The organism is Halomicrobium katesii DSM 19301 (assembly GCF_000379085.1).
Classification (GTDB): domain Archaea; phylum Halobacteriota; class Halobacteria; order Halobacteriales; family Haloarculaceae; genus Halomicrobium; species Halomicrobium katesii.
Map to the genome: position 1 here is coordinate 2,819,630 of NZ_KB905378.1, position 25,335 is coordinate 2,844,964.

General features: G+C 61.4%; 26 protein-coding genes. 11 read left to right on the top strand and 15 right to left on the bottom strand.

The genetic code is table 11. The features are described from left to right. Positions 1–76: 76 nt before the first annotated feature. Together HALKA_RS21090 and HALKA_RS0114800 are read right to left on the bottom strand one after the other, a co-directional pair. Positions 77–403: a hypothetical protein gene (locus HALKA_RS21090; RefSeq protein ID WP_044956551.1), complete on the bottom strand. Its 327-nt coding sequence runs from the start codon at positions 401–403 to the stop codon at positions 77–79. Between the two features lie 5 nt (positions 404–408). Then, the gene (locus HALKA_RS0114800; RefSeq protein ID WP_018258727.1) at positions 409–1,068 is read right to left on the bottom strand and encodes a winged helix-turn-helix transcriptional regulator; all 660 of its coding nucleotides are present in this window, start codon (positions 1,066–1,068) and stop codon (positions 409–411) included. A 478-nt stretch (positions 1,069–1,546) separates the two neighbouring features. Here HALKA_RS0114800 and HALKA_RS21095 point away from each other — a divergent pair, with 478 nt between their 5' ends. Together HALKA_RS21095 and HALKA_RS0114810 are read left to right on the top strand one after the other, a co-directional pair. Then, on the top strand, positions 1,547–1,999 hold the full coding sequence (locus tag HALKA_RS21095) for a hypothetical protein (protein ID WP_155119419.1): 453 nt from the start codon (positions 1,547–1,549) through the stop codon (positions 1,997–1,999). Positions 2,000–2,173: 174 nt separating this feature from the next. Continuing rightward, the gene (locus tag HALKA_RS0114810) at positions 2,174–2,773 is read left to right on the top strand and encodes a site-specific integrase (protein ID WP_018258729.1); all 600 of its coding nucleotides are present in this window, start codon (positions 2,174–2,176) and stop codon (positions 2,771–2,773) included. A gap of 616 nt (positions 2,774–3,389) precedes the next feature. Here the strand turns inward: HALKA_RS0114810 and HALKA_RS0114820 are convergent. Both HALKA_RS0114820 and HALKA_RS0114825 read right to left on the bottom strand, forming a co-directional pair. Next, positions 3,390–4,115 carry a M48 family metallopeptidase gene (locus HALKA_RS0114820; RefSeq protein WP_026190334.1) on the bottom strand — a complete coding sequence of 242 codons (726 nt, stop codon included), beginning with the start codon at positions 4,113–4,115 and terminating at the stop codon, positions 3,390–3,392. Continuing rightward, a complete protein-coding gene (locus tag HALKA_RS0114825) occupies positions 4,108–7,083 on the bottom strand; it encodes a type I restriction endonuclease subunit R (RefSeq protein ID WP_018258731.1) in 2,976 nt (991 codons plus the stop codon). Before HALKA_RS0114825 ends, HALKA_RS0114820 begins: the two co-directional genes overlap by 8 nt. Positions 7,084–7,260: 177 nt before the next feature. Between HALKA_RS0114825 and HALKA_RS0114830 the strand changes: the two genes are divergently transcribed. Beyond that, entirely contained in the window at positions 7,261–7,560 is a 300-nt protein-coding gene (locus HALKA_RS0114830; RefSeq protein WP_018258732.1) for a hypothetical protein, read from the top strand. Positions 7,561–7,763: 203 nt separating this feature from the next. Further along, positions 7,764–8,513: a S8/S53 family peptidase gene (locus tag HALKA_RS0114835; RefSeq protein WP_018258733.1), complete on the top strand. Its 750-nt coding sequence runs from the start codon at positions 7,764–7,766 to the stop codon at positions 8,511–8,513. 68 nt (positions 8,514–8,581) lie between these two features. On the opposite strand, the gene HALKA_RS20450 is transcribed toward HALKA_RS0114835, so the two are convergent. The 3 genes from HALKA_RS20450 to HALKA_RS21670 all read right to left on the bottom strand — a co-directional run bounded on the left by HALKA_RS20450 (position 8,582) and on the right by HALKA_RS21670 (position 11,863). After that, positions 8,582–9,910: a restriction endonuclease subunit S gene (locus HALKA_RS20450; protein WP_080505828.1), complete on the bottom strand. Its 1,329-nt coding sequence runs from the start codon at positions 9,908–9,910 to the stop codon at positions 8,582–8,584. After that, entirely contained in the window at positions 9,903–11,402 is a 1,500-nt protein-coding gene (locus HALKA_RS0114845) for a type I restriction-modification system subunit M (RefSeq protein WP_018258735.1), read from the bottom strand. The genes HALKA_RS20450 and HALKA_RS0114845 overlap by 8 nt, the downstream gene beginning before the upstream one ends. 92 nt (positions 11,403–11,494) lie before the next feature. After that, a complete protein-coding gene (locus tag HALKA_RS21670) occupies positions 11,495–11,863 on the bottom strand; it encodes a hypothetical protein (RefSeq protein ID WP_211206027.1) in 369 nt (122 codons plus the stop codon). Positions 11,864–12,062: 199 nt separating this feature from the next. Here HALKA_RS21670 and HALKA_RS0114855 point away from each other — a divergent pair, with 199 nt between their 5' ends. Together HALKA_RS0114855 and HALKA_RS0114865 are read left to right on the top strand one after the other, a co-directional pair. Further along, positions 12,063–12,443: a hypothetical protein gene (locus tag HALKA_RS0114855; RefSeq protein WP_018258737.1), complete on the top strand. Its 381-nt coding sequence runs from the start codon at positions 12,063–12,065 to the stop codon at positions 12,441–12,443. A gap of 606 nt (positions 12,444–13,049) precedes the next feature. Then, the gene (locus HALKA_RS0114865) at positions 13,050–13,238 is read left to right on the top strand and encodes a hypothetical protein (RefSeq protein ID WP_018258739.1); all 189 of its coding nucleotides are present in this window, start codon (positions 13,050–13,052) and stop codon (positions 13,236–13,238) included. A gap of 12 nt (positions 13,239–13,250) precedes the next feature. On the opposite strand, the gene HALKA_RS0114870 is transcribed toward HALKA_RS0114865, so the two are convergent. After that, a complete protein-coding gene (locus HALKA_RS0114870; protein WP_018258740.1) occupies positions 13,251–14,498 on the bottom strand; it encodes a site-specific integrase in 1,248 nt (415 codons plus the stop codon). 330 nt (positions 14,499–14,828) lie between these two features. Here HALKA_RS0114870 and HALKA_RS0114875 point away from each other — a divergent pair, with 330 nt between their 5' ends. Further along, the gene (locus HALKA_RS0114875) at positions 14,829–16,034 is read left to right on the top strand and encodes an NAD(P)/FAD-dependent oxidoreductase (RefSeq protein WP_018258741.1); all 1,206 of its coding nucleotides are present in this window, start codon (positions 14,829–14,831) and stop codon (positions 16,032–16,034) included. Positions 16,035–16,053: 19 nt separating this feature from the next. Here the strand turns inward: HALKA_RS0114875 and HALKA_RS0114880 are convergent, their stop codons facing one another. The 3 genes from HALKA_RS0114880 to HALKA_RS0114890 all read right to left on the bottom strand — a co-directional run bounded on the left by HALKA_RS0114880 (position 16,054) and on the right by HALKA_RS0114890 (position 17,980). Beyond that, complete coding sequence (locus HALKA_RS0114880; RefSeq protein WP_018258742.1) at positions 16,054–16,692, bottom strand: PGF-CTERM sorting domain-containing protein; 639 nt, start codon at positions 16,690–16,692, stop codon at positions 16,054–16,056. Between the two features lie 131 nt (positions 16,693–16,823). After that, positions 16,824–17,066, bottom strand: a complete 243-nt coding sequence (locus HALKA_RS0114885; protein WP_018258743.1) for a DUF7385 family protein — start codon at positions 17,064–17,066, stop codon at positions 16,824–16,826. A 41-nt stretch (positions 17,067–17,107) separates the two neighbouring features. Beyond that, on the bottom strand, positions 17,108–17,980 hold the full coding sequence (locus HALKA_RS0114890; protein WP_018258744.1) for a cytochrome c oxidase subunit 3: 873 nt from the start codon (positions 17,978–17,980) through the stop codon (positions 17,108–17,110). Positions 17,981–18,100: 120 nt separating this feature from the next. Between HALKA_RS0114890 and HALKA_RS0114895 the strand changes: the two genes are divergently transcribed. Genes HALKA_RS0114895 through HALKA_RS0114905 form a run of 3 tightly spaced genes read left to right on the top strand, consistent with a single transcriptional unit; the run spans position 18,101 to position 20,061 of the window. Next, positions 18,101–19,465: a hypothetical protein gene (locus HALKA_RS0114895; RefSeq protein ID WP_018258745.1), complete on the top strand. Its 1,365-nt coding sequence runs from the start codon at positions 18,101–18,103 to the stop codon at positions 19,463–19,465. Continuing rightward, positions 19,462–19,719, top strand: a complete 258-nt coding sequence (locus HALKA_RS0114900) for a DUF7410 domain-containing protein (protein ID WP_018258746.1) — start codon at positions 19,462–19,464, stop codon at positions 19,717–19,719. The genes HALKA_RS0114895 and HALKA_RS0114900 overlap by 4 nt, the downstream gene beginning before the upstream one ends. 57 nt (positions 19,720–19,776) lie before the next feature. Next, complete coding sequence (locus HALKA_RS0114905; RefSeq protein WP_018258747.1) at positions 19,777–20,061, top strand: DNA-directed RNA polymerase subunit L; 285 nt, start codon at positions 19,777–19,779, stop codon at positions 20,059–20,061. Between the two features lie 92 nt (positions 20,062–20,153). Here the strand turns inward: HALKA_RS0114905 and HALKA_RS0114910 are convergent, their stop codons facing one another. The 3 genes from HALKA_RS0114910 to hisF all read right to left on the bottom strand — a co-directional run bounded on the left by HALKA_RS0114910 (position 20,154) and on the right by hisF (position 22,793). After that, entirely contained in the window at positions 20,154–20,975 is an 822-nt protein-coding gene (locus HALKA_RS0114910; RefSeq protein WP_018258748.1) for a toprim domain-containing protein, read from the bottom strand. Between the two features lie 83 nt (positions 20,976–21,058). Next, positions 21,059–21,895, bottom strand: coding sequence for a hypothetical protein (locus HALKA_RS0114915; RefSeq protein ID WP_018258749.1), 837 nt, complete (start codon positions 21,893–21,895; stop codon positions 21,059–21,061). Positions 21,896–21,977: 82 nt separating this feature from the next. Continuing rightward, the gene (gene hisF / locus HALKA_RS0114920) at positions 21,978–22,793 is read right to left on the bottom strand and encodes an imidazole glycerol phosphate synthase subunit HisF (protein ID WP_018258750.1); all 816 of its coding nucleotides are present in this window, start codon (positions 22,791–22,793) and stop codon (positions 21,978–21,980) included. Positions 22,794–22,896: 103 nt separating this feature from the next. Here hisF and HALKA_RS0114925 point away from each other — a divergent pair, with 103 nt between their 5' ends. Beyond that, positions 22,897–23,097 carry a DUF7550 family protein gene (locus HALKA_RS0114925; protein ID WP_015762920.1) on the top strand — a complete coding sequence of 67 codons (201 nt, stop codon included), beginning with the start codon at positions 22,897–22,899 and terminating at the stop codon, positions 23,095–23,097. A 42-nt stretch (positions 23,098–23,139) separates the two neighbouring features. Here HALKA_RS0114925 and purL read toward each other — a convergent pair whose 3' ends face one another. Then, complete coding sequence (gene purL, locus HALKA_RS0114930) at positions 23,140–25,326, bottom strand: phosphoribosylformylglycinamidine synthase subunit PurL (RefSeq protein ID WP_018258751.1); 2,187 nt, start codon at positions 25,324–25,326, stop codon at positions 23,140–23,142. Positions 25,327–25,335 lie beyond the last annotated feature (9 nt).

Below are 25,335 nucleotides of genomic sequence, written 5' to 3' on the forward strand. Positions count from 1 at the left end.
CAACGAAAGTTAGAAGTAGAACTTGATCTGGCCGATTGTAGACACAACTAATAATACGGCATATTTGAGTGCCCTATTAGTCGTCGAGATATTTATCGGGGGCGTGATCCTCAATGTAATTATCCAGAAGATTACGCAGTCTGATGGCGCTATCCCAGTTCATCATCACTTCTGTTTCTAGTCGATATCCGACAGCGTTTGGGGCATCCTCTTCTTCAAGTTCTATTCCAGTTTCCTTGGCACTCCAAAATCCTAATTGGATCGTGTCCTCATCTTCTTCCTCCATTCTGAGGAGTGTTCCACGTGCAAAGACACGCTGAAAGTTTGGTTCATAGGTAGTGAGTGCAGGAGATTCTTCATCAGCTACGTGAATTTCCGTTCCAGATTCTTTTTCGTAGGCCATCTAGATCACCGAGTGGCTGCACCAGCTTCGACACGCTGGAATTTGCTATTTTCGAAGTCGTTCTCCACATCAGATTCCCCGGGGGAAGTGCTTTGCCAGTCTGTGTCAGACTCAACTGGAGTATTGTGCTCCCACTCGTCCACACTACTGGCTTGGATAGGTTCGACTTCGGGTATAGTGGAGCTTCGTTCCAGATTTGTATTCTGGTATTTGGATTTGGCAGGCCCCGCAACGGAAGCACCTTTCGGGGTAATACGGATGGTGTCGTCAGTGCACTGGATCCAACCTGATTCTTCGATCTCGTCTAATGTGTCGTCGTACTTTTCCAAGATATCGGCATGGAGGTCTTTGGATATCGTACTATCGTCTCCTTCCTCTATTTGTGCATGGTGGATAATATATATTACCAGTTGGAGATCCTTCTCCTGTTTTAGATTGTCCAGATTGTCCCCGATAGCGTTCACGATAACGCCATCGCTGTTTACATTGATATCTGGGGATATTCTGTTGATCTTTTCCAGTGCTTGGACATACTTTTTTGTAGTAGCCCAAGAGAGCCCGGTTTTCTCGGCGAGTTTGTTAGTCGAGATGGATTCGCCTTGGTGGTAATTGAGTGCCCAGGCTAAGCGTTCGATAGCCTCGGTGGGCTCCGTGCGAGTGCTCATTCTCATTACAATGAGAGGGGAGGGAAGACATAAGTCTTTTCGTGGAATGAGAAGCCTACTCTCCCGTATAGTTTATTAGACGGCTGTTACTAACAGTTGATGTGTCCTGGGATGAGTCTAGTGTACTGGAAGCTGGTGAAACCGTTGGATTCGGTGGCACTCTTTGGATACTCTACTTAGCAGTGAATTCTGATGTGGGGATTGGCAAGACCTCAAATTACCACACTGAAGAGGGTTCAGTCCGTTCATACGCTAAACAAGATCTTGGGCTAGATGATCCCGGAATACCAACTCTGAAGGAAGGATACGGAGGGCCTTGTTTAGACGCAGTACAAATCGGCTCTTGCGGCGTATGCTCCGCGAACAGATCGACACAATGAGGCACTCAGGACAGATTTTAGACAACCGCTACGGTCCGTGACTCGCCGATCGAGGAGCGTCTAAACACGGCCGATACGGAGCAATATCACGACGAAATGTGACGGATTCTGTGGGCCATACAGATGTTATAAATGACAAAGATAAGACCGGCAAGATCCTTCGTCTAACATCTCTCGGAAAAAATCTCATGAAAGTCCTCAACACTAACGAGGACATTCAAGCTGAGCTCAAGAGGTCAATTGATGCGGAGTTTGACACACCAACAAAGCCGTGGTGGCCTGGAGAAGGACCGGAGCCAACGTTTCCCGTGAAAATTCAAACTTTTGCAGATAAGGACGTTCGTGGGGCTTCTGAGGTATCGATTAATACGATCGCATCATTTGAATGCTTCCGTTGTGAGGCAACAGTCGAACACAAATATTGGGTCAAGCTATCAAGCGGAGATATAGCAGTCAGTGAATGGGGTCGATCAATTACCGCTGATTGCTCATGCGGTCAAACATACGAACATCAGGTAGCTGATCCACGTACAGAACCAACCCCTGATTGAATGCACTCATTCTGTGGTTAGTTATTGTGAGAGAGTGATCACGGTCTTTGTCGAGAACCAGATCATCAGAGTTCATCAAGAACTACGACACGGTACCCGCTATAGCGGCCTGATTCGGCCCAGTCCGGGCCAAACGGTGGTTTATGATGTCGCACTTGTCATTGAGAACTATCCATGCGAATCGAGCGCAACGAGAACCACCATTCGTATCGCTGCTGGCTCACGCCGGACGAGTACAAGACCCTCAAGCAGAGCGCGGGGAGCTACCGCGACTCCCTGATCATCCAGCTCGGCGGTGAAGTCGGACTCCGCTCCTTCGAGATCCCGCAGATTCATCCAGAGCACATCAAGCACGTCGACGGCCACGCTCGGCTTCGCGTTCCCAAGGGAAAAGACACCGAAGGGAGCGGTGGGAAGCCCCGCGATGCCTACCTTCCAGAGCAGGTCGAGAGTGAACTCCTCCGCTACGCCAACGTCGAGGACATCGATCGCGACGAGCCGATCATTGACCTGAGCGAGCGCTCTGTGCAGCGCCGGGTCAAGGCGACTGCCGAACGAGTTGCAGAGGAGTCTGGAGGTACCGACTGGCAGAAGGTGTCGAGTCACGATCTCCGACGCTACTACGCCCAGACGTTGCTGGTACGCGAGCGGATGAATCCGCGCGTGGTGATGGAAGTCGGTGGGTGGTCGTCGTTCTCCGCGGTGGAACCATATTTGAATGCACCCACCGCTGAAGTGGTGAATCGAGAATTCGAGGAATCGAGGCTAGCATAGCTCGGATTCCGACGGGTACAGCGAGCAGGGGCAGAAGGGTGCTTCAGGGGGCGCTTCGATCTTGTCGACCAAAAACGAGCAGTAGAGCAGTGTCAAGCAGCGCTCAAGCACCAGTATCGGGGGCAGATTTCTGCCCCTTTCACCGCTGCTCGTTCGCCCCGTCTCGACGACGAGCAAAAGCAGGGGAGCGAGCACCCTCAAGCAGCGCTCAAGCAGCAGTACGAGCAGCTGCGAAAGCACCCCCTGAACGGTGGTCGTTCCCGCTCGATCTGAACCGAAGGGGCAAGACCAACCAGAAAGGGGGTGCTCAAGCGGTGGTTTGCCCCTGTCGAGAGGGTGGTCTCGGTGGTCGGTATCGAAGAGCAGCGAGAACAGGGGAGCGAGCGCCCTCAAGCAGCGCAAACCTTTGCTTGAGCGAGCGGTGAGATGCGGGTGGTAGCAGCAATATTCCCTGCTTCCCAGTAGCACCGGGATCGAAGACCAGCACGAACAGGGGAAAGAGGGCGCTCAAGCAGCGCAGAACAGGCAGTACTACCAGCGGCGAAAAGCGTGCTTGAGCGGTGGTCGTGGCTGGTCGTTGGAGACTGGCAAAGGACGACCAACTCTGAAGGGGGGTTCAGAGATCGTCTTCGGAAAAGATCAGCTCCACGCTGTTGGCATTGAGCCAGTCGGCCCACTGCTGATAGTCGGGGAGTTCGCTCTCGACGAGACGCCAGAATTGGTCGTTGTGATTGGCCTCCTTCAGGTGGGCCAGTTCGTGAACGACGACGTAATCAAGCGCTTCGAGTGGGGCCATAATCAGCCGCCAGTTGAAGCTCAGGACGCCATTTGTCGAGCAACTCCCCCAGCGGGTGCGCTGATTGCGTAGCTCTATCCGGTCGTAGCCCAGGTCCATCGAGTCGGCGAAGGAATCCGCTCGTTCGGTGAGGAACTCTCTTGCTCGGGTTCGATAGAAGTTTTCGAGCACCTGCCGGAGTGACGACTGGTCGATTGCACTCCGTCGGAGGCGGATCTCGTCCTCACTCACCTGGTGGGCAGGGCGTGGTTCGACGACGATCTCGTGGTCCTCGCCCAGATACGGGAAGGTCTCGCCGGGCGCAAACACTCGGTCGGGTGCTCGTTCCCGGAATGAGTCGTACTTGCGCTTCTTCGAAAGCACCCAGTTCAGATTGTCGCTAAGGATCTCGTCAGGAGATTCTTCGGAGTCTTCCGGGAGAATCACCTGTACGCCCTGAATGTCGATGTCGATACGGGGTTCGGTGGCGTCCTCGCTCCGGCGAACCTCGTACTCAAGGGGTCGACCGGCGAGCACTGTCTCTCGTTGCTGTTTCGACTTAGACATAGTTCTGGACGAGATAGCGCCGGAGGGCGTCCATGAAGCGCTCGTCTTTCGCCAGCTCGGGGCGTGTGTGCTCTTTCAGCAGCACGTCCAGCAGCAGTGTGTCGATCTGCTGGACCGTGGTCTGATTCGTCTCCCAGCCTGGATAACTGCGATCGACGCGCTCGTCGAACTCGGTGACGATGTCGGCGGCTATCGTCTCGGCCTCCTCTGGCGAGTCGACAGCGTCGGGCATCTCGTCCGTGAGGTGGGTGTAGATCGCGAACTCGGCCCGTGCTTTGGCCTGCTCGCCGGCCTCTTCGTCGACGGCCAGCACCTGCTCCTCGACCGCTTTCAGTGCCTCGACGGCTTCGGGATCGCTGCGGTCGCCCTGCTCCCACTCCTCGACGATCTCGGTGACACGCTCACTGAGGCGTTTGTACTTGGGATTCTGGCCGGTCTTGGGCTGGAGGTGGTCGCGAGTCGCGTGGGCGACGTTCGTGGCGGCCGTCGCCGGGTCCATGTCCTCGATGGCTTCGAGGTGCTCCTTCCCGAGTTCGTACACCGGAAAGTCCCGCTTGATCTCGCCAACGTCGACGTGCTCTTCGATGATCTCCTTGGTCTTCTCCCGCATCGCGTCCTCGGGCCGGTCCGAGCGGTTGTGATGGCGCTGGAAGGCCGTGTAGACTCGTGCGAGCCACTGATAGTCGTCCTGAATCCCCTCTTTGATGAGTCGGGCGTCCGGTGAGATGGATTCGTAGAGGTTCTGCAGGCGGCGGAAGCCTTCTTTGAAGTCGCCTTTCTCCGGGTGGGTGCTCACCCTGGCGAGACACTGGTCGATCGTCTCTTGAGAGTCGTCCATCGGGATGTCCTCGAAGATATCGAGAACGAAGTCGAGCTGTGTCTCCAGTTCGGCGAAGAGTTCGGCCTTGTCTCGGGCGGCGTACTCCTTGGTGTCGGTATCGTAGTCGAGCGCTTCGTCGATGTTCTCGAAGACGCCCTGGAAGTCGACGATCTCGCCGTTCTCCTTGCCCTCGGCCACCCGGTTCGTCCGGGCGATCGCCTGCATGAGGGTGTGGTTCTTGAGGTTCCGGTCGAGGTACATCGTCTTCATGTTGGGAGCGTCGAAGCCGGTCAGCAGCATGTTGTGGACCACGAGGAGCTTCGGCTCGTCTTCGTCCTTGAATCGCTTGACGATCTGGTCGCGCTCCTCGTTCTCGGTGTGGAACTGCTGGACGAGGTCACTGTCGTCGCCGGTCGCGGTGTACAGCACTTCGATCGCGTCTTCGCCGAGACGCTCGATCAGGCGTTCGCCGTACATCGCGGCGGATTTGCGGCTGGGAGTGACGACTATTCCCTTCCAGCCGTTCTTGTCGACGCCCTCGAAGTGGTCGTCGATCTCCTCGACGATCCGGTCGACGCGGGGCGAGAGTTCGGCCAGGTCGCGGCTGGTGATGTTGTTTCGGATGAACTCCCGTTTGTCGTCGGTCGAGAGGCCGGCGAACTGCTGTTCGAACTCCTCGTCGAGACCGGCCTCGTCGACGTTCCACTCCATCTGATGGCGCAGCGTGAAGTAGACCGGCAGGATCAGGCCATCCTCGATGCCCTCTTTGACAGAGTAGCGATGCAGGTACTCTTCTCCCTCGGGTGAGAACTCGTCGAAGGTGTTGCGGTCGGTCTCGTCCTCCCCTTCACGGACTGGCGTCCCGGTGAATCCGAAGTGGAAGTTCTTCGGGAGCGCCGCCTTGAGACGGCTGCTCAGGTCCTTCTCCATGAAGCGGTGGGCCTCGTCGGACATCACCACCACCTCGTCGTTGCCCTGACTGTCTGGCTCCACGTCCTGGAACTTCTGGATGGTCGTCAGCACGACTTCGCTGCGGCCCTGCTCGATCAGCTCCTGCAGGTGGTCGATGCTCTCGGCGACGACGGACTGCTCGAAGCCGATATTCGAGAGGGTGTCCCGCATCTGGCTGGCGAGCTTGTCCGTGTCGACGATGATGAACACCTGCGGCGTCGCGAGCAGGTCCCGCGAGAGCAGATTCTGGGCGGCGTACAGCATCGTGAAGGACTTGCCCGACCCCTGGGTGTGCCAGATCAGCCCGCGGTCGAGCGTACCTCCCTCGGGATCGGCGGACGGTTCGCCCTCGGCGACGCGGTCGAGGATCTCGTTGACGGCGTAGTACTGCATGTACCGCGGGACGATCTTGGCGTCGCCGCCGGCCCGCCGGTCGTAGAACACGAAGCGCTTCAGCATGTCCAGCAGCGTCGCGGGGTTGCACAGCGCCTGCACCGCCTGGCGCATCTCGTTGTCGGACTGGAACTCCTCGGGTGCGTCGGCCCACTTCATGTAGAACTGCGTCGGCGCGCCGACGGCCCCGTAGCGCAGCGCGGTCGTGTCGGCGGCGACGTTGAACAGCCCCGGCACGAACAGGCGCGGCACGTCGTCCTCGTAGTTGTGCAGGTCGCTGATGGCGTCGTAGTAGTCGTTGTCCTGCGCGAGGCTCTTGAGTTCCATCGTCACGAGCGGAATCCCGTTGACGAAGAGATTCACGTCCGGGCGGATGGTGGTTCCCCGCGAGACCGAGAACTGATTGACCGCGTGGAAGCGATTACGCTCCAGATTCTCGAAGTCGATCAGATCGACGTAGACGTACTCGGTCGAGCTGTCGGCCTGCTCGACCTGAAACTGCTTGCCCCTGGTGAGGAGCCTGTAGAATTCGCGATTGCCAGCCACGAGGTCGTCCGTATCGAGATCGCGCCGGAGTGTGCTGACGAGGCGGTCGACGTTGTCCTCAGTCACGGCGTCGTTGAGGTTGATGGCCTGCTCGGCCAGCAGGCCCCAGTACACCACGTCGGCGCTGGAGCGGCTGTATCGCTCGTCGAGGACGCTCGCGCCCTGGCTGCCGTCGAGACCGTGGGTCTCCCAGCCCAGTTCATCCAGCCACGACAACAGCGACTTCTCGACGCCCTGCTCCGACGGGAGGCTACTCATTACTCGATCATGTATGTGGGGCGGGATGTTTCTAACGGTGGGATCAGTCGACCACATTCACCCCGCGGCCGGGATTCTTACCGATGCAGTTCCACAGTCGAAACGAAGACGAGTATCGTCCAGCCTCAGACGCTATCGCCTAGATTTAAGATACAGAAACCAGACATGGGAAACAGTATGCCAGAGTACATCGACGCGGGTGTCGCGGAACTGCGGGACAGCGAGAGCGACGACGAGGTCACGCTCCTGGTCGGTGTCTCGGGCGATCGCGACGAGTTCGCCACTCGCGTCGAGGAGTGCGCTGGGACGGTCACGGCTCAGATCGGTCAGGCGACGCTGCGCGTCACCGCACCCGAGTCGGCCGTCGACGCGCTCTGTGAACTCGACGGGCTGAAGTCAATCGAGATCGAGCGCGACGACGTACGGACGCTGAGCGAGGGAAACGGGCACTCCCGGCAGCGTTTGACTCGGTCATAGACCTTCGAAAGTTCGTTTTCGAGTCGTATGCACTCACGCTCGATATCCCACAGTCGTCGCACAGAGGGCAGTCCGTTCGCCTCGGAATCGTCGATTCTCTGCTGGAACCAGCTGACACGACAGGGTTCGATATCGACCGTCAGAAGAACTACGTCGAAAGCGATGAATCGGACACGACGAACCACGGCGGCGATGTCTTCGAGTTGGCGCAGTACTTCGCGCCTGATGCCGTCTACAACCTGTATCGCGTGGTCGCTGCCGATGGCACCGCGAAACGCGGGAATCTCGTGCAGGCGATCGCGGACGCGAGCCGTCACGATGTCGATATTCTGAACCTCTCCGTCGGTGTCTATCACGCCGAAGAACCGCACGGCGATTGTGGTGGACACTGTCGCGTGGCCGACGAGGCACGGCTGGCGATCGAAGACGGGACGGCGGTCGTCGCCGCGACGGGCAACAGAGAATCAGATGATTCGCTGGCGGTCCATTGCCCGTCGAGACTGGACGCAGCGATCGGCGTCGGTGGGTTCGTCGCCCGCTGTCGCCACGACGTACTCGACACGTCGGACGCGGGTCAGTACTGGATCAGGGACAACGACGTGGATGGCCCCTATTGTGGACAGCGGGGCTGTGGATCAGGAGAGCGCTGTGACGAGCACCGATACGAATACCCGTGGCGCGGCAACGTCTCCTTCCACAACGCCGTCCCGGACGTGCTCGCGCCCGTCCACCACCCCGTCGACGGTGCAGACAGCCCAATTCTCCAGAGCGGCACGAGCTTCGGGACGCCGGTCGTCTCGGGTGTGGTAGCTGCAATCAGCAGCGACTGCCCGGACGACATTGGACCGAATGAGTTGGCGACTGCCGTCAGACTCAGCGGTTCCGACATCGACGAAGGGGAAATACCGAAATTCAGCGGTGAGCGAACGCGGGCGATGCTTGGATCGGAGTAGATGGCGGACAGTGTCAGTAGTCCAGCCACGACAACAGCGACTTCTCGACGCTCTGCTCCGACGGACGGCTACCCATGCTTCGCTATTTCATTAAGCACAGATATGTTAGTGTCGGTGGTTCTGACTGTCCCGGAGAGCAGGTCTTGCATGAGGCCCTGTTTGAGGCGCTTTAGTTGGTTCTTGTACTCCCGCTCTTGTTCTATAGTATAATCGACTTCCCGTAATGCATTAGAGATATCACTCTGTTCTTCTGGACTTGGAACGGGGATGTCGAGTGTCGTTAAGTGGCTATTTGACAGGCCTGGAATAGCAGATCCTTCTGCGAGAGATTCGAGGAAGTTTTGTTTTGTCTTCACAAAGTAGAAGAGGTATAACGGTTGTAGATTATCCTTTGGTCGAAGTGCTTTAAGTTGTCTACTGATACAAGCGCGTTGATTTGCGTAGGTAGATTTCCCACACCCAGATCCTTTGACTGTGACCAGTGTATCTTGTGGTTCACAGAACTTGGTTGGTTCATTCGTGTATTTCGTCACGGTGAAACCAAACTCATCAAAATCTTCTGGTCCGGTAAGATACGGCGTCAATGAGCTATCATCTGATACTAAGTCAGATTTAACATGAGCACCAGAGATGAGGTCAACATGGCTCTTTATCTTTTTTACCTCCCAAGGCTCTGGTATTTTACCCGCTCTCGTCTCTTTTAGGTTGGTGTGATCATAATAACCGGTAGTGAACAACTCTTGCAGGAGCCCTTTTTTTACCCTATTTATTTGTATTATGATCTCTTCTGTTTTCTGGATCGCCTGATCGACGTTGTAGAGCATGCTGGCGATCTGGCGCTGTTCTTCGAGTGGCGGGATTGGGATTTCGACTGTTTGAACGACGCTTTTGCTCACTTCGTCGAAGGTGCTACCCGACCCGAGGCTGTCAAGGTATGCCGCCGTCGCCAGCATTCGATAGTGGAGATACCAAGGATTGACTCCCTGACTAGGAACCAGATTCTTGAAGCCCTGATTGGTCGCTATTTCGACCGTGTTCACAGCACACTCTCCAATCGTTGCCCGTGAGGTCATCAACACCGAATAGGGCGGGAGAAGATGTGTCGAGGCAGATTCGAGACCTTCCTCGGTGAGGGTATCCTCTGTTTCGTTGATCGTATTTCCTGAGAGTCCCGTGATGTCGGTCGGTGTCGCCCACTTGATTTTTCCGTCCCAGTAGTCCTCATTATCTGTTGTTGGCGTACTCCCTCCAACGACTTCAGCTACGTCAGCGATTTCTTCAATCTCCCATTCTGGTGGCAGACAACCAAATCGGGGATGTGTCTTATTCTCTTGGTTGCCCGACTCTGGTTCCTCTCTGTCCGTAAACTCATCTAGTGTCGCGTCCTGCTCACTCATATTGTAGCGCCTCCATGTGCTCGGTCATTCGACTTTCAATCTCCTCGCGTTCAGCCTGCAACTCCCGAAGCTCCCCGAGTTCCTCGCTCACGTCGATGTCCTCTTCTGGCTCCGTCGTGTCGACGTACAGCGCGATATTCAGATTGAAGTCGTTCTCCTCGATCTCGTCCAGCCCGACCGTCCGACTGACGCGCTCCTCTGTCGTCCAGTCGTCGAAGTTCTCGACGATGTGGTCCAGCCCGTCGTCGGTCAGTTCGTTCTGGTTCGAGAGTTCCCGATAGAAGTCCTCGTCGGCGGCGTGGATGAACTGCACTTCGCCCTCGCGCTCGGCGGGCTTGTCGGTGTTCAACACCAGAATGGCCGACGGAATGCTGTTGTTCTGGAAGAGGTTCTCGGGCAGGCCGACGATGGCCTCGACCATGTCGTTCTCCAGCATGGGCTTACGATACCGCTGCTCGTGCTTGCGGAAGAGCACGCCGTGGGGGATGACGATGGCGGCCTTGCCACCGGACTCGTCGCCGCGGTCGGGGTCCTTCAGTTGCTCGGCGATGTGCATGATGAAGGCGTAGTCGCCCCGGTCGGCGCGGGGGAGCTTGTTGTGCCAGTCGAAGCGCCCGTACTGGTCGTCTTGCAGGTCGCTCTTGGCCCAGTCGGCGGAGAAGGGGAAGTTGGCGAGGACGCGGTCGAAGCGCTCCAGTTCGTCGCCGTCGGTGAAGGCCGGACTGGCGAGGGAGTCGCCGCGCTCGATCTCGCCGTTGAGCGTGTGCAGCGAGAGGTTCATCCGACCGATGGCGGCGATGTCGGGATTGATCTCCTGGCCGGTGAAGCGGAGCTTCGACGGATCGCCGCCCTGCTCCTCGCGGTAGTACTTCGCGGCCTCGGTGAGCATCCCGCCGGAGCCGGAAGTCGGGTCGTGGAAAGTCATCCCGTCCTCGAAGTCGTCGACGAGGCGGACACAGAGCTGGACGATGTGGGGCGGCGTGAAGAACTGCCCGCCGGACTTGCCCTCCTCCTCAGCGAAGTGGCGCACGAGGTCCATGTAGGCCTCGCCGAGCATGTCCGGCGGCACGCTGTCCCGGTCGAGGTCGTGGGTGCTGAGGTGCTCGACGAGCTTGATGAGGCGATCGTCGGTGAGGCCGTCGGCCTCCATGAAGTTCGCGTTGAAGACACCCTCCAGTTCGGGGTTCTCCTGTGTCAGTTCGGTGAAGGCGTCGTCGATGGCCTGATCGACCTTCTCGCTTGTTTCGCGCAGGTCGCCCCAGCGGTGGCCCTCGGGGACGACGGGCACCTCGTAGAGGTTCTTGTTGTCGGCGAAGTCCTCGCCGTACTCCTCGACGATCTCGGCCCGTTCCTGCTCGTACTCGTCGGAGATGGCTTTGTAGAACACCAGCGGGAGGATGTACTCCTTGTAGTCCGTCGGGTCGACGGCGTCCCGGATGATGTCGGCGCATTTGAAAAGATGAGAGTCCAGCTCGTCCAGCGTAATCGACATAGAGTACGCATACGCTGTGGTGGTCTTATTTCCAGCGGTCGGTTCGAGTGGCGAGCGCTAATCAGTAGCTCACAGCAAACAGCTGACTGTGGCTATTCCTCTGTCCAGAAGTTCAACTCACTGGGTGCTTCTTCAGCCCACCAAATAGGAGTCCTCTGCTTGAGTTCCTCTTCAGTCAGTCCATGCTCGTCGTCGTCGGTGTTCATCGCGTGCTGAATCGCAGTCGAGACTTGGACGAACGGGGAACCACAGATAGGACAATAGAAAATCGGACCGACTGCCTCGTACAGTTCAGTGAGAAGGTCTTGGTTGTGTTGCTCAAGCACCTGAAGATCTTCGGGCAGTTCGTCCTTCAGTCGGCGACGAACGCGGGACGTGGCCTGATACTTTCGAGTGGCTCCTTCTTCGCCAGCGATCTGTCTGCGTTCTTTCTCGGTCAGGAGAGCCCGCTGCTTTGCCATTATCGAATAGCCTCGCTCTTCCATTGTAGAAGTACCTAAGCAGCCCTGCACCCAATAACATTAGGAAATGTCCAAACATATCGATATATCCTAACCTTCAAGTTGGATACTCACTACAGTATAGACTGAGAACACCGGTCCATCGCGCAAAAACGGGTGCTTGGAACACCCGGACCGGGTTCTCGGAGACCAAGAACCCATGACGAAAGACGACCCATCGACGCAAGAAGGCACCGACTCAGAGAGTGGCGCAGACGACCCAGCAATCCATTCTGACGTTCTCGCGGCCAAACTCTCAGCACTGGCGACGATCGAGGACACGCCGCCCGAGTCGCTCACTGAAGCGGAAGCGGCGGAGATCGTCACCGAGCACGTCGAGCCGGCCCGGCGCGCGCTCGTCAAACCCGACCACGACCGTACCGAGGCGCTTGAGGAACTACAATCGGCGCTCGTACGACTCCAGACGGCGCTGTTCGGTGAGGAATCCGAAACGGACAGCGATGGGAACGAGCCACGAGCAACCGTCGAGGTACCGGTGCCCAGAGATGTTGCCCGCGCAGCAAGCGCGGGCCAGCGGTAGATAGCGGCGTAGTCTCCCCAAGATAACATAGAGGATACGATACTTCCACAGACTACAACTGTATGATACACAAGAAAAGCACTGCTGTACCGCAGTACCTTCGTAGGTTAATTAATTATTTATTTGCTTGTCAACAGGTTTCAAGTATGATCTCCCGGAATATCTGCACTGTACACTCGGAGGCAACACGACAACGATGACTCTCAACAGTTGGAAAGTGCGAACGGCAGGCCGGTTCAAGCTCACCAGGCTTCGGCCCGCCGTTCTGAAACGATTGGACCGGGAAGCGGTCTTCCCACTCTTAGTTACTAGCGCTAGATACTTAGACCTTCGGGATAATGGCTTCCTGGTCCGGTTTCGCCAGCCTTACCGGCGTTTCATCGGATCATGGATTCACAGCACGATGGACTAGCGACTGATAGTATCGTCATCGAAGGACGCCGCCATACCGGGGGTGAGCGGGATGATTGAGCGCTTCGGCCACGACAAGCTCCGTCTGGTCGAGTGTCCCGTCTGTGGTACCGACCTGCGTAACAAGCGCGTCTCGCATCATATCGCGTCCCACCGACCGAGTGAGTTCGGACTGTCGCCGCAGGGGGTGATCCAATGACGGCGAAAAGCGCTGACGGAGACCAGTTCGTTCAGGAGAACAAGGACACCCTCGTCCGCATCCTCAAGCACGGAGACGACGAGTTCGTCCGTGCTCTCGCACTGAGTGCGCTCGTTCGGTACGGGAACGAGCCGATGCTGCACGACGTGGAAAGCGAAATTGAGCGCGCCAAGGAGGAGGTGTAGCCGGTGTCCGTTTCAGCTCTCGCCAACACTGGCGAACTCCCGCGCTTCGCGGAGGAGTTCGGGATTGTCGTCGGCGAGTTCGACGAACCGCTCGACGCGCTCGATGTCGTCGAGCAGCTCGGGATCGTCGCGAGCGATACGGAGCAGCTCGGTCCGTGTCTCCCGCTGGTCTTCTTCCAGTTCTTCGACCGCCGCGGCGTCCAGGGCTTGATGGCACCAGACACAGGTGGGTTCGTCCCGCGGTGTCTCCTTCCCACAGCGAGGGCACGCGACCGGTGCGATCGGATCGGACTCGTCTTCCTCAACGTCGACGCCGTGGGCCTTCGCGATGGCCCGGTCGTTGGCGTCCCCGAAGACAGCCACGTAACGCGAAGCAACGTCCGAGCCTCGATCCCATCCGTGGTGGTCCTCGATGTGTGCCTGGTTCACGCCGTCAGAGGCGAGATAGGAGGCAGAGGATTTGCGCATCTGGGTGAAGGTCACGTCGGTGTGAGTGATGTCGGCCTTTCGTGCGTGCTTCTTGAGGATCTTCAGCTTCATCTGGTAGCTGATATCCTCCGGCTTGTTCAGCTTCGACCAGAGCGGTGCGTCCGGCTGTTCCGGAGCGGGATGAACGTTGAGCCACTGCTTGAGATACGGGCAGGCAGTGGTCAGGGTGATCGATCGTTCTCCCTTCTTCCCGTCGACGGAGATGCGCAGGCCGTACTTGTGGTCGGAAACGTCTCCAATGGTCAAGTTTCGAATCTCCCCACTCCGAGCGCCGGAGTCCCACGCGACGGAGATGAGTGCTTTGTCTCGGGCGTGGCGGCACTCGTCGAGCATCGGTTGGATATGCTGCTCCCAATCGAGCATTTTTGCGGGGTTCGGCATTGGGTTGTAGTCCTTCGACGTGGATGCGGACACCCACTCGATGGTCTCGGGGATGTCATCCCCATCAGTGACGTGCTTCCCGAACATCCTGAGTGCGACGCGATAGTCTCGGTTCGTCTCCTGATTGTCGTAGTTATCGTGAATCCAGCGGACGATATCTTCGGTATGCTGGCGATCGCTGACTGTTTCGGCGAGATCACCGACTTCCTCAGCGATGCGAACGCAATGTCTGAGCAGCTTGATTCTTCGATGCTTTCCGTACTGGCTTCCGAGCAAGGCGAGCCGATTGTCGAAGGTTCTGAGGGCATCGCGGTCCTCGGCACTCAGTTCCTCGCTTTCGGTGATTCGGTTCTGCAGGTTCTCCAGGTCCCGGTCCACGTTGGGCGTCATCTACATGGGTGGTTGTCATGTGGGATTGTAAACCACCAGTTGACAGCCCTCCACCGGCTTTCTGCGAGGAACGAAGGTGACGAGCGGTAGCTAACGTGGGATTTGAATCAGGGAAGAGCCGTGCTCCGACCGTGGTTCAAAATTCTTCCACCGGCTTGCTATCGCGATCGATACCGAGGAGCGTTGGCCAGTCCACGTCTCGGCGTGGACATCGCCTCGACTCTGAACGGGTGATCGTCTGGCAGCGTGGCTCCCAGGCTCGGGCCTGTCGCCTCGCCGTGGCACTCGACCGCAACCTACTACCCGACTTGTGCCCCAGTGTGAGTCGAGATGGAGTCGTACGATATCGTCGTCGCAGGCGGTGGGCCGGCGGGGTTGCAGTTCGCCCGGTCGGTCGTCGGGCGCTCGGACTACTCGGTCGCGGTGCTCGAAGCAAACGACGAACTGGCGGACAACGACAAGTCCACCGGAGGGACCTTCCACCAGGTCGTCGAGGGCTTTGGCGTGCCCGACGAGGTCGTCATGTCCGAGTCGGCTACGGTCCAGTTCGAGGGGCCAAGCGCCCGGGCGACTCTCGACATCCCCAATTACGTCCTCGATTTCCCGGCCTTGCTCGAATTTCTCGGCGCGGACGCGGCCGCCGACGGGGCCGATATCCACACGGGGGTTCGCGTTCGAGAACCGATCGTCGAGGGTGGTACCGTCGTCGGCGTCCGCGGGACCCGCGACGGCGAGTCGGTGACCTACCGGGCCGATCTGGTCGTCGACGCGACGGGACCGGCGGGGACGCTGACGACCCGACTCGACATGTGGGACCGCGAGGCGGCCCAGCGCGGGATCGGCAAGGAGTACGAGGTGACCGGCCGGTACGACCTGTCGTCGATGCTGTTCCGGTTCGACCACGAGTACGCGCCGGGCGGGTACGCGTGGGTGTTTCCGGGCGGTGACGACGTGTTCAAAGTCGGCGTCTGCTGGATCGACGACTTCTACGCGCGTCATAGCCCGCCGGACGACGGGGCGATCGACGACTACGTCGAGCGGTGGGCTCGCAGCGATCCTCGGTGGGAGGTCGACGACGTGCAGGCCGTCCACGCCGGACAGGCGATCTCCGACAACTCGATCAACCGCCGCGCGACCGACGGGCTGGTCGCCGTGGGCGACAGCGTCTCAAGCATCAACCCTCTGTTCGGTGAGGGAATTCGATCGGGCATGGAGTCGGCCGAGATGGCGGCCGAGGTCGCGACGCGGGCCCTCACCGCCGGTGACGTGTCTCGGTCGTTCCTGTCGGCCTACGAGCGCCGCTGGAACCGCGAGAAGGGATCGAACTGGAAGCGCCAGCGCATCGCTGGTGAGTTGCTCTACGACTTCGACGCGGCCCAGCAGGACCGTTTCGTCGCCAACAGCGGCCGCCTCTCGGAGGCACAGCTCGATCGCCTCCAGCGGTACGAGCTGACGCTGCCGGATCTGCTCTCGCTGTATCCGTTCCGGCTCGACGACGTTCGGAAAGCACCGACGCTGCTGCGACACCTGTGGTGAGTGTCGCGGTCGTCGATCGCTACGCCCGTCGTCCGAGCAGTCCCACTGCGAGGGCGACGGCCACGAGCGCGCCGACGGCACCGAAGCCGGGGCCGGAGCCGGAGTCGGGGACCGGGCTCTGTGCGCGGATCGGCGATTCGATCGCCTCGTCGCTGTCGTAGCGCCACGTCGCCGTCGCGCCCTCGACCGTGTCGGCGTTACTGTCGGTGACGTTGGTCGGCATCGTGACCGTGTAGGTCAGCGCGTAGCCGCTCTGGGAACCCAACTGCCCGCTGTTCTGGACGAACGAGCGATCGACGAAGGAGACGTTGCCCGCTTCGACGGTCGTCTCGACGCCGCTGCTCGGGCCGGGATTCCACGACGACAGCCGAAGATCGACCGTCACGTTGCCGTCGTCGGCGAGGCTCTGGTTGTACGACACCGACTCCGCGCGGCTCTCGTTGACCCCGCGGAGCAGGTACCGCTCGACCGAGCCGTATCCCTCGTCTTCGGCCGTCGACTGGAGACGCTCGTAGGTCGAGGGGGGCATCTCGATCGTCGTCTCGTAGGACTCGACCGTGCCGTCGCCGTCGACGGTCGCGTCGACGGCAACGTCGGCACAGCCGCTCAACACCAGGAGGACACCGACTGCGAGTGTCGCGAGCGATCTTCGATTCATGCTCTGGCCTCAGTGCCGCCCGGTAAATGCTTTCTCCAATAGCGTCTCCGTTTGTCTCCGTTCTCCGGAGTCGTCGCGGTACGGCCGTGACAACGGGCCGGAACGGGAGCACGGCCGGGTAGTCGCCAGTCTCAGTGAGTCAACAGGAGGAGTCGCTCGTCGGTCCGGACGAGACAGATCGGGCTGTCGGGGTTGCCGAAGGTGTTCTCGCGACGCCGAGAGACGAACAGCTTCTCGAAGGACTCACCACAGGCCGGACAGGCAAATCCCGCACGGTTTTCGAGTGCCATCGTCTCCCGGTCCTCTTTGAGGAGCTTGAGTCCGTGGCGATAGTCGTGGACGTCGAAGCCGTCGCTCACGTCGAGTTCGTCCATACGGGTAGCTGGTGAGAATCTTGCTTGAAACTACCGGCGGCTCAGATCGACAGCTCCGCGCCCACGTACAGCACGACGACGAGGAAGATCCAGACCACGTCGACGAAGTGCCAGTACATCGACACCGTCGAGACCGACGTGTGTCGCTCTGCAGAGTACTGGCCGTAGACCGCTCGGACGAAGACGATGCCCAGCAGGACGGCACCCATCGTGACGTGGAGTCCGTGGAGCCCGGTCAGCCCGTAGAACGCGGAGGCGTAGGCCCCTCCCGCGATGGTGAACCCTTCGCCGACGATGAACTCGTAGTACTCGTAGGTCTGTCCGGCGATGAAGATCACGCCGAGCAGGAGCGTCAGCCCGAGCCACCGGACGAAGCTCTGCCGGTCACCGTCGAGGAGTTTGGCGTGTGCGTAGTGCAGCGTCAGGGAACTGATCACGAGGATGATCGTGTTGGCGATGACGAGATTACCGAACACGTTTCCGCCGTGGGGGAGCAGTTCGGCCGACCAGACGTTCGCTCCGCGGACGAAGAAGTAGTAGACGAAGCCGGCACCGAAGGTGGCGACCTCGGTGCCCAGAAACAGCAGCATCGCGAACCGAAGCGTCCCGCCGGAGTGGTGATCTGTCCCACGCTCCCAGAAGTTGGCGACGAAGGCGTGGTAGAGCCAGCCATAGAGACCGGCCAGGAAGATCCCGACGGTGGCGACGGTCGTCCCGGCAGCGATCAGCTCGGAGACGACGGGATTCTCTGCCTGTGAGAGGACGAACAGGCCGGCGGCGACGTAGATGCCGGCAGCGCCGATGGCGGTGATGAAGGGCCACCAGCTGGCCTCCCCGAACCCGCGGGGCCAGTCCTCGACGGCGGGGAGGTGGTGGTCCCCGTGCTCCTCTGACGTGTCTTCGGCTACGGTCATACGCGTTTCTTTCGAGTGGACCATCAAAAGCGCTTCCAACTCCGTGCGCTTCGCACGCGTAGCTGGCCGGTCGGGCGCGAATCGATGCCTTCTCCCTCACCGAGCCGGAACGGTCGAACAATGCTCCGGCGTCGCGTCGTCGCAGTCGTCGCGCTTGCAGTGCTCGCGGTCGGCCGCGCCGCCGCCCACGGGGGCAGTCTGGCCCAAGACATCCGCGAGCCGCTGACGATTCCGACGTGGTTGTTCCTCTCGACGGGCGGGGCGGCGGTCGGCGCTTCGTTCCTGCTCGCCAGCTTCGTCACCGATCGGGAACTGATCGACGCGATTCACGACTGGCGTCGTGCGGTCGCGGTCCCGGCGCGTCGCGCCGCCGTGGCCTCGCTGCGGGTGCTCGGGATCGCTGGCGTCGTCCTCGTCGTGGTCGTCGGTTACCTCGGACCGACGGATGCGAGTTCGAACGCCGCGATCTTGCTGGTCTGGGTCGGCTGGTGGGCGGGGCTGTCGATGAGCGCGTATCTGGTGGGCAACAGCTGGCCCGCACTCAATCCGTGGCGGACGGTCGCCGAACTGGTGCCCTCGCTCGACCTGCGGTATCCCGACCGGTTCGGCGCGTGGCCCAGCGTCGTCGGTCTGCTGGCGCTGGTCTATCTGGAGGTCGTCAGTCCGCTGGCCGAGAACGCGTCGCTGCTCGCGACCACGGTGTTGGCGTACTCCGCCGTGACGCTCGCTGGCGCGGTGGCGTTCGGGCCGTCGACGTGGTTCGGGCAGGTCGACCCGCCGGCTCGCGTGTTCCGCTACTACGGCCGCGTCGCCCCGCTCTCGTCCGACGGCGACGGGCTGACGCTGCGCCTTCCGGGGATGGCGCTGTCCGAGCGTCGGCTGGTCGACGGCCGCGACGAGGTCGCGTTCGTCCTCGCTCTGCTGTGGGTGACGACTTTCGACGGGTTCGTCTCGACGCCCGCCTGGCGCGGGCTGGCGGGGCCGTTCGTCGGGCTCGGGATTCCGCCGCTGGGCGTCTACCTGCTCGCTCTCCTGCTGGGCTTCGGGCTGTTCTGGTCTCTGTACCTGCTCGCGGCCCGCCTCTCTCGTTCGACTGCAGAGACCTTCCTGACGCCCGCTGCGCTGGCCGCGCGATTCGCGCCGCCGTTGCTCGCGATCGTCGCCGGCTACCACTTCGCTCACTACCTCGACTACTTCCTCGGACTCGCTCCCTCACTGCTCCAGACGCTTGCCGCGCCGCTGACGGCCCGGAGCACCGTTCTGGTGCTCTCGATACCGGGGTGGTTCGGCGGCGTCGCGATGGCCAGTATCATCGTCGGCCACCTGCTGGCGATCTGGGTGGCCCACGCGGCGGCCTACGACCTGTTTCCCGGTCGCTTGCAGGCGATCCGGTCGCAGTATCCGTTCATCGCCGTCATGGTCGTCTACACCATGACGAGCCTCTGGGTCATCTCCCAGCCAGATATCCCACTCCCCTACCTATGAACGAGGACTACCACGTTCCCACGTCAGCCCCGGTGTACGAGTGTGCGTACTGCGGTCGCCCGTTCGCCTGCGAGCGGTTCCGGGCGCTCCACCGCGGTCTCGAACACGCGAGCGACCTCGACGACGACGAGGTCGAACGGTTCCGCGACGCCTACCGCGAGGAAGCGGAGTCGATCGGCATGTTCCGACTGAAGGCGCTTGCGGCGCTGGTGCTCGTGTACTTCGGACTGCTGATGATCTACGCGACACTGTAGCGGCCGCGGAAACCTCGAAGCGAAGCTTTCATGCGCGCGAACGGAATACGGACGGGCATGGATCTGCGCGTCATCGAGAAAGAGGAGACGATGCTCTCGATCGAGATTGCCGGCGAGGACCACACGTTCATGAACGTCCTGAAGGGGGCGCTGCTGGAGACCGACGGCGTCACGGCGGCGACCTACGACATGAACCCCGAACAGTCCGGCGGCCAGACCGACCCCGTGCTGACGGTCAAGACCGACGTCGACGTGAACGCGCTGGACGCGCTCGAAGCCGGTGCGGACCGCGTCATGGAGAAAGCAGACGACTTCGACGCGGCCTTCGACGCCGCGGCCTGATACGGACGGTTGTAGGCGTTTACCCAGCCGACCCCACGACGGCGTGCGGTCGATCTGGTAAAGACCTACAACGTTCCGTATGACGCGCCTGGCTAGCAGACGGCGACGGTGACGAACACGCGGCCGTCCGGTCCGACGTGTACGTCGACGCCGATCGACTCCTGTGTGGCGATCAGGGCTTCGTCGTTTCCGTCCCAGCTATCGAGCAGTGCCTCGGCCAGCGACGCGTCGCTGTCGAACGCGTCGACCGCCGTTTCCGCGGCGATGTACCGGTCAGTGACGGGATCGTCACAGTAATCGCGCACGCTGTTGCGCTCTTCTTGACTGAGCTGTCGTCCGTCGCCCGCCACGCTCTGGACGGTGCGCTTGTTGACGTAGGCGGTGTACCACTCCAGATCCGTGTCGTTGGTCAGCGGGCCGACGCCGGCCGCGTCACGGCGCTCGTTCAGCTGCTCGACGTAGGCGGTTTCGACGGCCGCGATCGATCGGTCGCCGATCTGCTGGCCCTCGCCGGCCACGTCGTCGGGCACCGGTGGCCGACCCATTCCGGGGAGCGTGACGACGCCCGCGTACGCGAGGACGAGCGTGATCCCCAGAACGGCGGCGACGGCGTAGCCGACGACGTACCGCGGTTCGAGCACGTCGCGATAGGAGGTCCCGCCCAGCTCGTCGAGGTCGTCCCAGTCCGGCTGGCGCTGTTCGAGGTCGACGTTGCCACAGCGCTTGCAGGGCGGGGAGTTTTTGGTGTGCTGGCGGCCACACTCCGTACAGACCCAGACCGGATCGGTCGGTCCGTCGGTCTCGGCCGTCGGGACCTGTTCGACGGCCCGCTCGAACGTGTTGTGCCCGCAGTTGTCACACGGTGGATCGTTCTCTTCGTGTGGTTTGCCACACCAGGTACACCGCCACTCCATTGGCGGATACTCGGGGACTCGAACGCAAAAGCGTGCTGGTGGTTCGTCGTGGATGCGGCCGCCTGCTGCTGCTGGCCCGGTGCTTAGAACGCGCCCCCGTCACAGACGAAGACGGTCACGAAGATCCGCTCGTCCGGTGCGACGTGGATGTCGACACCGATCGAGTCGTATCGCTCTTCGAGCAACTCGTTTGGGTCCCCCAAAGTGAATATCTGGAGTCCCCGAGCGACAGCAGATTCGTTCTGCTCGTCGAAGTTCTCGACCGTTTCCGACGATGTCGCGTGGGGTGCGAACGTAATCTCCGAGTTGCAGTTCGGATCGTGTTGATTGACGGCGTCACGTGGTGTCGGGTCGTCGGCGTCACCGTACTCGGAGCGAACCCATTGTTTGTTGTACGCCGCTGCGGCGTCGTCCAGTGCCGCACCGCTGCTGACTGCTGATGCGTCTTCGGCTGTCCGACGGTCGTTGAGTTCCTCGACGTACGCGTCTTCGACGCTATCGAGCGAGAGGTTGCCGTAGCTTTCGGCGTGGCCTGGTGCGTCCGGCGATCCGACGAACGGAACGGTGATCAGTCCCGTCACACCCAGAGCGAGCGAGCCAACGAGGACGGCGACGAGGAGGTAGCCGGCAGCGTACTTCGGCTCCAGTACGTCCACGAAGCTCGTCCCGCCCAGGTCGTCGAGTTCGTCGTACTGCGGTTGGCGTTTCTCCAGTTGGGCGTTCCCGCAGCGACTGCACGGCGGCGAGTGCTTCTGGTGCTCGCGATCACACTCGGTACAGGCCCAGACCGGACCGTGATCCTGGCCGTCGCTCTCGTTGAGTTGTTCGATCGCGCGCTCGAACTTGTGGTGGCCACACTCGTCACACGGTGGATCGTCCGCGTCGTGAGGCTTCCCACACCAGGTACACCGCCACTCCATTATCATTACGAACCAAGTAGCCAACAAAAAATGTGTCGAACTTCGCTACGAAACGGAGTGATCGTCGAGAATCGCTGGAACGCTACAAACGCACCGGCACGCCCATCTCGTCGAGGCGCTGCTTGGTCTCTGCGATGGAGTACTCGTCGAAGTGGAAGATCGAGGCCGCGAGTCCGGCGTCGGCACCGGCCTCCTCGAAGACCTCGTACATGTCTTCGGGACCGCCACAGCCAGAGGAGGCGATCACGGGCGTGGAGACGGCGTCACAGACGGCGCTGGTCAGCGGGATGTCGTAGCCGTCCTTGGTGCCGTCGGCGTCGATCGAGTTGACGAACAGCTCGCCCGCGCCGCGCTGCTCGGCCTCGATGGCCCACTCGACCACGTCGAGGCCGGTGCCCTCGCGGCCGCCCTTGACGGTACACTCGAACCAGCAGGACTCGCCGTCGACGTCCGCGTAGTGTTCGCCTTGCTCGTCGAAGCGTCGCCGCGCGTCGACCGAGATGACGATACACTGGCTGCCAAACGCCGCCGCGCCCTCTCCGATCAGTTCCGGTCGCGCGATCGCACCGGAGTTGATCGAGACCTTGTCCGCGCCGGCCCGCAGCGTCTCTTTGATGTCCTCTCGGGTGCGGATTCCGCCGCCGACCGTCAGGGGGATGAACACCTCGTCTGCGACCTGCGAGACGGTGTCGAGCATCGTCTCGCGGCCCTCGGCGCTGGCGGTGATATCGAGAAAGACGAACTCGTCGGCTCCGGACTCGTTGTACTTTTTGGCCATCTCGACGGGGTCGCCGGTGTAGGCCAGGTCCTCGAAGTTGACGCCGGTGTAGACGGCGGCGTCGCCGTCCTCGTCTAAGTCCACGTCGATACAGGGGATGATCCGCTTCGTGAGAGTCATTTACTACCCGTCCGTTCGTCGCTCCGGGCTTTGTCGGTTTCGGCTGGCGCATCTGAGACGCGATTCCGACAGGAATAGGTACCACCGCGGGGAACGGCCTGGCATGAGCGACGACCACGGGCACGACGAGGACCGTCCCGACTACGACCCAGAGCACGTCGAACTGCCAGCGCGCGAACCGCCGCTGCGCGAGACCGCACCCCAGAGTGAGTTCACGACCGGACAGGTCGGTCGCGGGGCCGCCGTCGCCGCCGTCGGTCTGCTGCTGACGTTCGGGCTGGCGCTGGCGCTGGTGCCGATCTGATCGGTCGTTATCCGTCCGTCGAATCGCTCGAAAAACCGCGTTCTACTCCAGTTCGTTCGTGATCGTCGAGCGCAGTCCGGCGATCTCGTCGGCGTCGTAGGAGAGCGATTCGCCGGTGACCGTCAGGTCCAGCGCGCCCGAGTCGTCGGCCGCCCCGAGGTCGTAGACGGGCGCGACGCCGTCGAAGGCCTCGCGCACCGCGCGGGCGTCCGTCGTCTCGATCACCACGCGGCCCGGCTGCTCGCCGAAGAGCAGTTCGGCCACACTGCCCTTGTTCGGTGCGTCGACCTCGACGCTCGCGCCGGCATCTTCGTGGACCATCTCCGCCAGTCCGACGGCGAGGCCGCCGTGGCTCAGGTCGTGGGTCGCGAGCGTCGCGTCCTCGTCGGCCACGTCGGCGAGCGTCTCGATGAAGGCGTCGGGGGCGTCCAGCAGCGTCGGGAACCGATCCGTGCCGCCGAACTGCGTGAGGTACTCCGAGCCGCCGAGTCGCGGTTCGGCGTCGCCTTCGAGCGCGCGAGCACCGACGAGGAGGAGTTCGCCCTCGCCCGACAGCGACATCGGGGGTGCCTCGTAGCCGTCCTTGGTGCCGACCGCTGCCAGCGTCGGCGTCGGCGGGATCGGGCCGGCCACCGAGTCGTTGTACAGCGAGACGTTGCCACCGACGACGGGGATGTCGAGCGTCGAGCACATGTCGGCGAGCCCGTCGACGATCCCCTTGAACGCGCCGTAGACCTCGGGCTTCTCGGGGTTGCCGCCGTTGAGACAGTCGACCGCCGCTAGCGGCGTCGTCCCCTTGGCGGCGAGGTTGGTGGCGTTCTCCAGCGCGACGGCGCGTGCGCCCTCGTAGGGTGCCGTGTCAGTCCAGTTGGGATCTGCACCGGCCGTGTAGGCCAGCCCGACGCCGGTCTCACCGTCGTCGCTCGCCGCCGCGCCGGCTTCGCGGACGGCAAGTACCGCCGCGTCGTCGCCCGGCGGAGTCGCCGTCCGGACCTGCACTTCGTGGTCGTACTGGCGGTACACCCAGCGCTTCGAGGCGGTGTTGGGGCTGGCGACGACCGACTCGAACGCGTCGTCGAGGGCGACGCCGTCTGGGAGATCGCGCTCTGGCTGTGTCGGCTCCTCGAACGGGAGGTCGTTGAACGGCGCGCCCTCGCCGAGGAACTCGGCGTCGCAGTCGACGACCGTCTCGCCATCGAACGTGCAGACGTAGTCGCCCGTGTCGGTGACCTCACCGATGACGGAGGCACCGAGGTCGAAACGGTCCGCGATCTCTCGCACGCGGTCGACGTTCTCGGGCGCGACCTCGTAGCACATCCGCTCCTGGCTCTCGGCGAGCAGATACTCCATGGCGTTCATGTTGGGCTCGCGCTCGTGGACTTCGGTGAGCTCGATCTCCGCACCCAAGCCGCCCTTGGCGACCAGTTCGGAGCTCGCACCGCCGAGGCCGGCCGCGCCGAGGTCGCGGGCCGACTCGATCAGCCCCTCGTCGATGAGCTGTTCGTTGGCCTCGATCAGCAGCTTCTCGGTGTACGGGTCGCCGACCTGCACTGCGGGACGGTCCTCCGTCTCGGCGTCCTCTGCGAGGTCTTCGCTGGCGAAAGAGGCTCCGCCGAGACCGTCGCGACCGGTGGAGTTGCCCACCAGGACGAGCTTGTTGCCCGGCTGCTGTGCGACCGCAGTGATCATCCGCTCTTCGTCGACCAGACCGATACAGGAGACGTTGACCAGCGGGTTGCCCTCGTAGCCGTCGTGGAAGGCCGCGCTCCCGGTGACGGTCGGGACGCCGATACAGTTGCCGTAGTGGCTGATCCCCTCGACGACGCCTTCGAGCAGGTATCGCGAGTGCTCGCGGTCGAAGTCGCCGAAGTACAGCGAGTCCGCCAGCGCGATGGGGTAGGCACCCATCGACAGCGTGTCCCGCACGATCCCGCCGACGCCGGTCGCTGCACCGTCGAACGGGTCGACGTAGGATGGGTGGTTGTGGCTCTCGATCCCCATCGTGATGTACGTGCCGTCGCAGTCGGGCAGTTCCACGACGGCGGCGTCGTCGCCCGGACCGACGACGACCTGATCGCCCTCGGAGTCGAACGCGCCCAGCAGTGGTCGCGACGATCGGTACGCACAGTGCTCGCTCCAGAGGTTCTCGAAGAGGGCCGCCTCGGCCTGGGTCGGTTCTCGGCCGAGCTCCTCGACCACGAGATCGTGGTCAGCATCGGAGAGGCTCATTACCTCCCC

Excerpts from the sequence above, each read along its gene's own strand:
- HALKA_RS21090 (WP_044956551.1), bottom strand. The coding sequence starts at position 403 with ATGGCCTACGAAAAAGAATCTGGAACGGAAATTCACGTAGCTGATGAA.
- HALKA_RS0114800 (WP_018258727.1), bottom strand. The coding sequence starts at position 1,068 with ATGAGCACTCGCACGGAGCCCACCGAGGCTATCGAACGCTTAGCCTGG.
- HALKA_RS0114810 (WP_018258729.1), top strand. The coding sequence starts at position 2,174 with ATGCGAATCGAGCGCAACGAGAACCACCATTCGTATCGCTGCTGGCTC.
- HALKA_RS0114820 (WP_026190334.1), bottom strand. The coding sequence starts at position 4,115 with ATGTCTAAGTCGAAACAGCAACGAGAGACAGTGCTCGCCGGTCGACCC.
- HALKA_RS0114825 (WP_018258731.1), bottom strand. The coding sequence starts at position 7,083 with ATGAGTAGCCTCCCGTCGGAGCAGGGCGTCGAGAAGTCGCTGTTGTCG.
- HALKA_RS0114830 (WP_018258732.1), top strand. The coding sequence starts at position 7,261 with ATGCCAGAGTACATCGACGCGGGTGTCGCGGAACTGCGGGACAGCGAG.
- HALKA_RS20450 (WP_080505828.1), bottom strand. The coding sequence starts at position 9,910 with ATGAGTGAGCAGGACGCGACACTAGATGAGTTTACGGACAGAGAGGAA.
- HALKA_RS0114845 (WP_018258735.1), bottom strand. The coding sequence starts at position 11,402 with ATGTCGATTACGCTGGACGAGCTGGACTCTCATCTTTTCAAATGCGCC.
- HALKA_RS21670 (WP_211206027.1), bottom strand. The coding sequence starts at position 11,863 with ATGGCAAAGCAGCGGGCTCTCCTGACCGAGAAAGAACGCAGACAGATC.
- HALKA_RS0114855 (WP_018258737.1), top strand. The coding sequence starts at position 12,063 with ATGACGAAAGACGACCCATCGACGCAAGAAGGCACCGACTCAGAGAGT.
- HALKA_RS0114865 (WP_018258739.1), top strand. The coding sequence starts at position 13,050 with ATGACGGCGAAAAGCGCTGACGGAGACCAGTTCGTTCAGGAGAACAAG.
- HALKA_RS0114870 (WP_018258740.1), bottom strand. The coding sequence starts at position 14,498 with ATGACGCCCAACGTGGACCGGGACCTGGAGAACCTGCAGAACCGAATC.
- HALKA_RS0114875 (WP_018258741.1), top strand. The coding sequence starts at position 14,829 with ATGGAGTCGTACGATATCGTCGTCGCAGGCGGTGGGCCGGCGGGGTTG.
- HALKA_RS0114880 (WP_018258742.1), bottom strand. The coding sequence starts at position 16,692 with ATGAATCGAAGATCGCTCGCGACACTCGCAGTCGGTGTCCTCCTGGTG.
- HALKA_RS0114885 (WP_018258743.1), bottom strand. The coding sequence starts at position 17,066 with ATGGACGAACTCGACGTGAGCGACGGCTTCGACGTCCACGACTATCGC.
- HALKA_RS0114890 (WP_018258744.1), bottom strand. The coding sequence starts at position 17,980 with ATGACCGTAGCCGAAGACACGTCAGAGGAGCACGGGGACCACCACCTC.
- HALKA_RS0114895 (WP_018258745.1), top strand. The coding sequence starts at position 18,101 with ATGCTCCGGCGTCGCGTCGTCGCAGTCGTCGCGCTTGCAGTGCTCGCG.
- HALKA_RS0114900 (WP_018258746.1), top strand. The coding sequence starts at position 19,462 with ATGAACGAGGACTACCACGTTCCCACGTCAGCCCCGGTGTACGAGTGT.
- HALKA_RS0114905 (WP_018258747.1), top strand. The coding sequence starts at position 19,777 with ATGGATCTGCGCGTCATCGAGAAAGAGGAGACGATGCTCTCGATCGAG.
- HALKA_RS0114910 (WP_018258748.1), bottom strand. The coding sequence starts at position 20,975 with ATGGAGTGGCGGTGTACCTGGTGTGGCAAACCACACGAAGAGAACGAT.
- HALKA_RS0114915 (WP_018258749.1), bottom strand. The coding sequence starts at position 21,895 with ATGGAGTGGCGGTGTACCTGGTGTGGGAAGCCTCACGACGCGGACGAT.
- hisF (WP_018258750.1), bottom strand. The coding sequence starts at position 22,793 with ATGACTCTCACGAAGCGGATCATCCCCTGTATCGACGTGGACTTAGAC.
- HALKA_RS0114925 (WP_015762920.1), top strand. The coding sequence starts at position 22,897 with ATGAGCGACGACCACGGGCACGACGAGGACCGTCCCGACTACGACCCA.
- purL (WP_018258751.1), bottom strand. The coding sequence starts at position 25,326 with ATGAGCCTCTCCGATGCTGACCACGATCTCGTGGTCGAGGAGCTCGGC.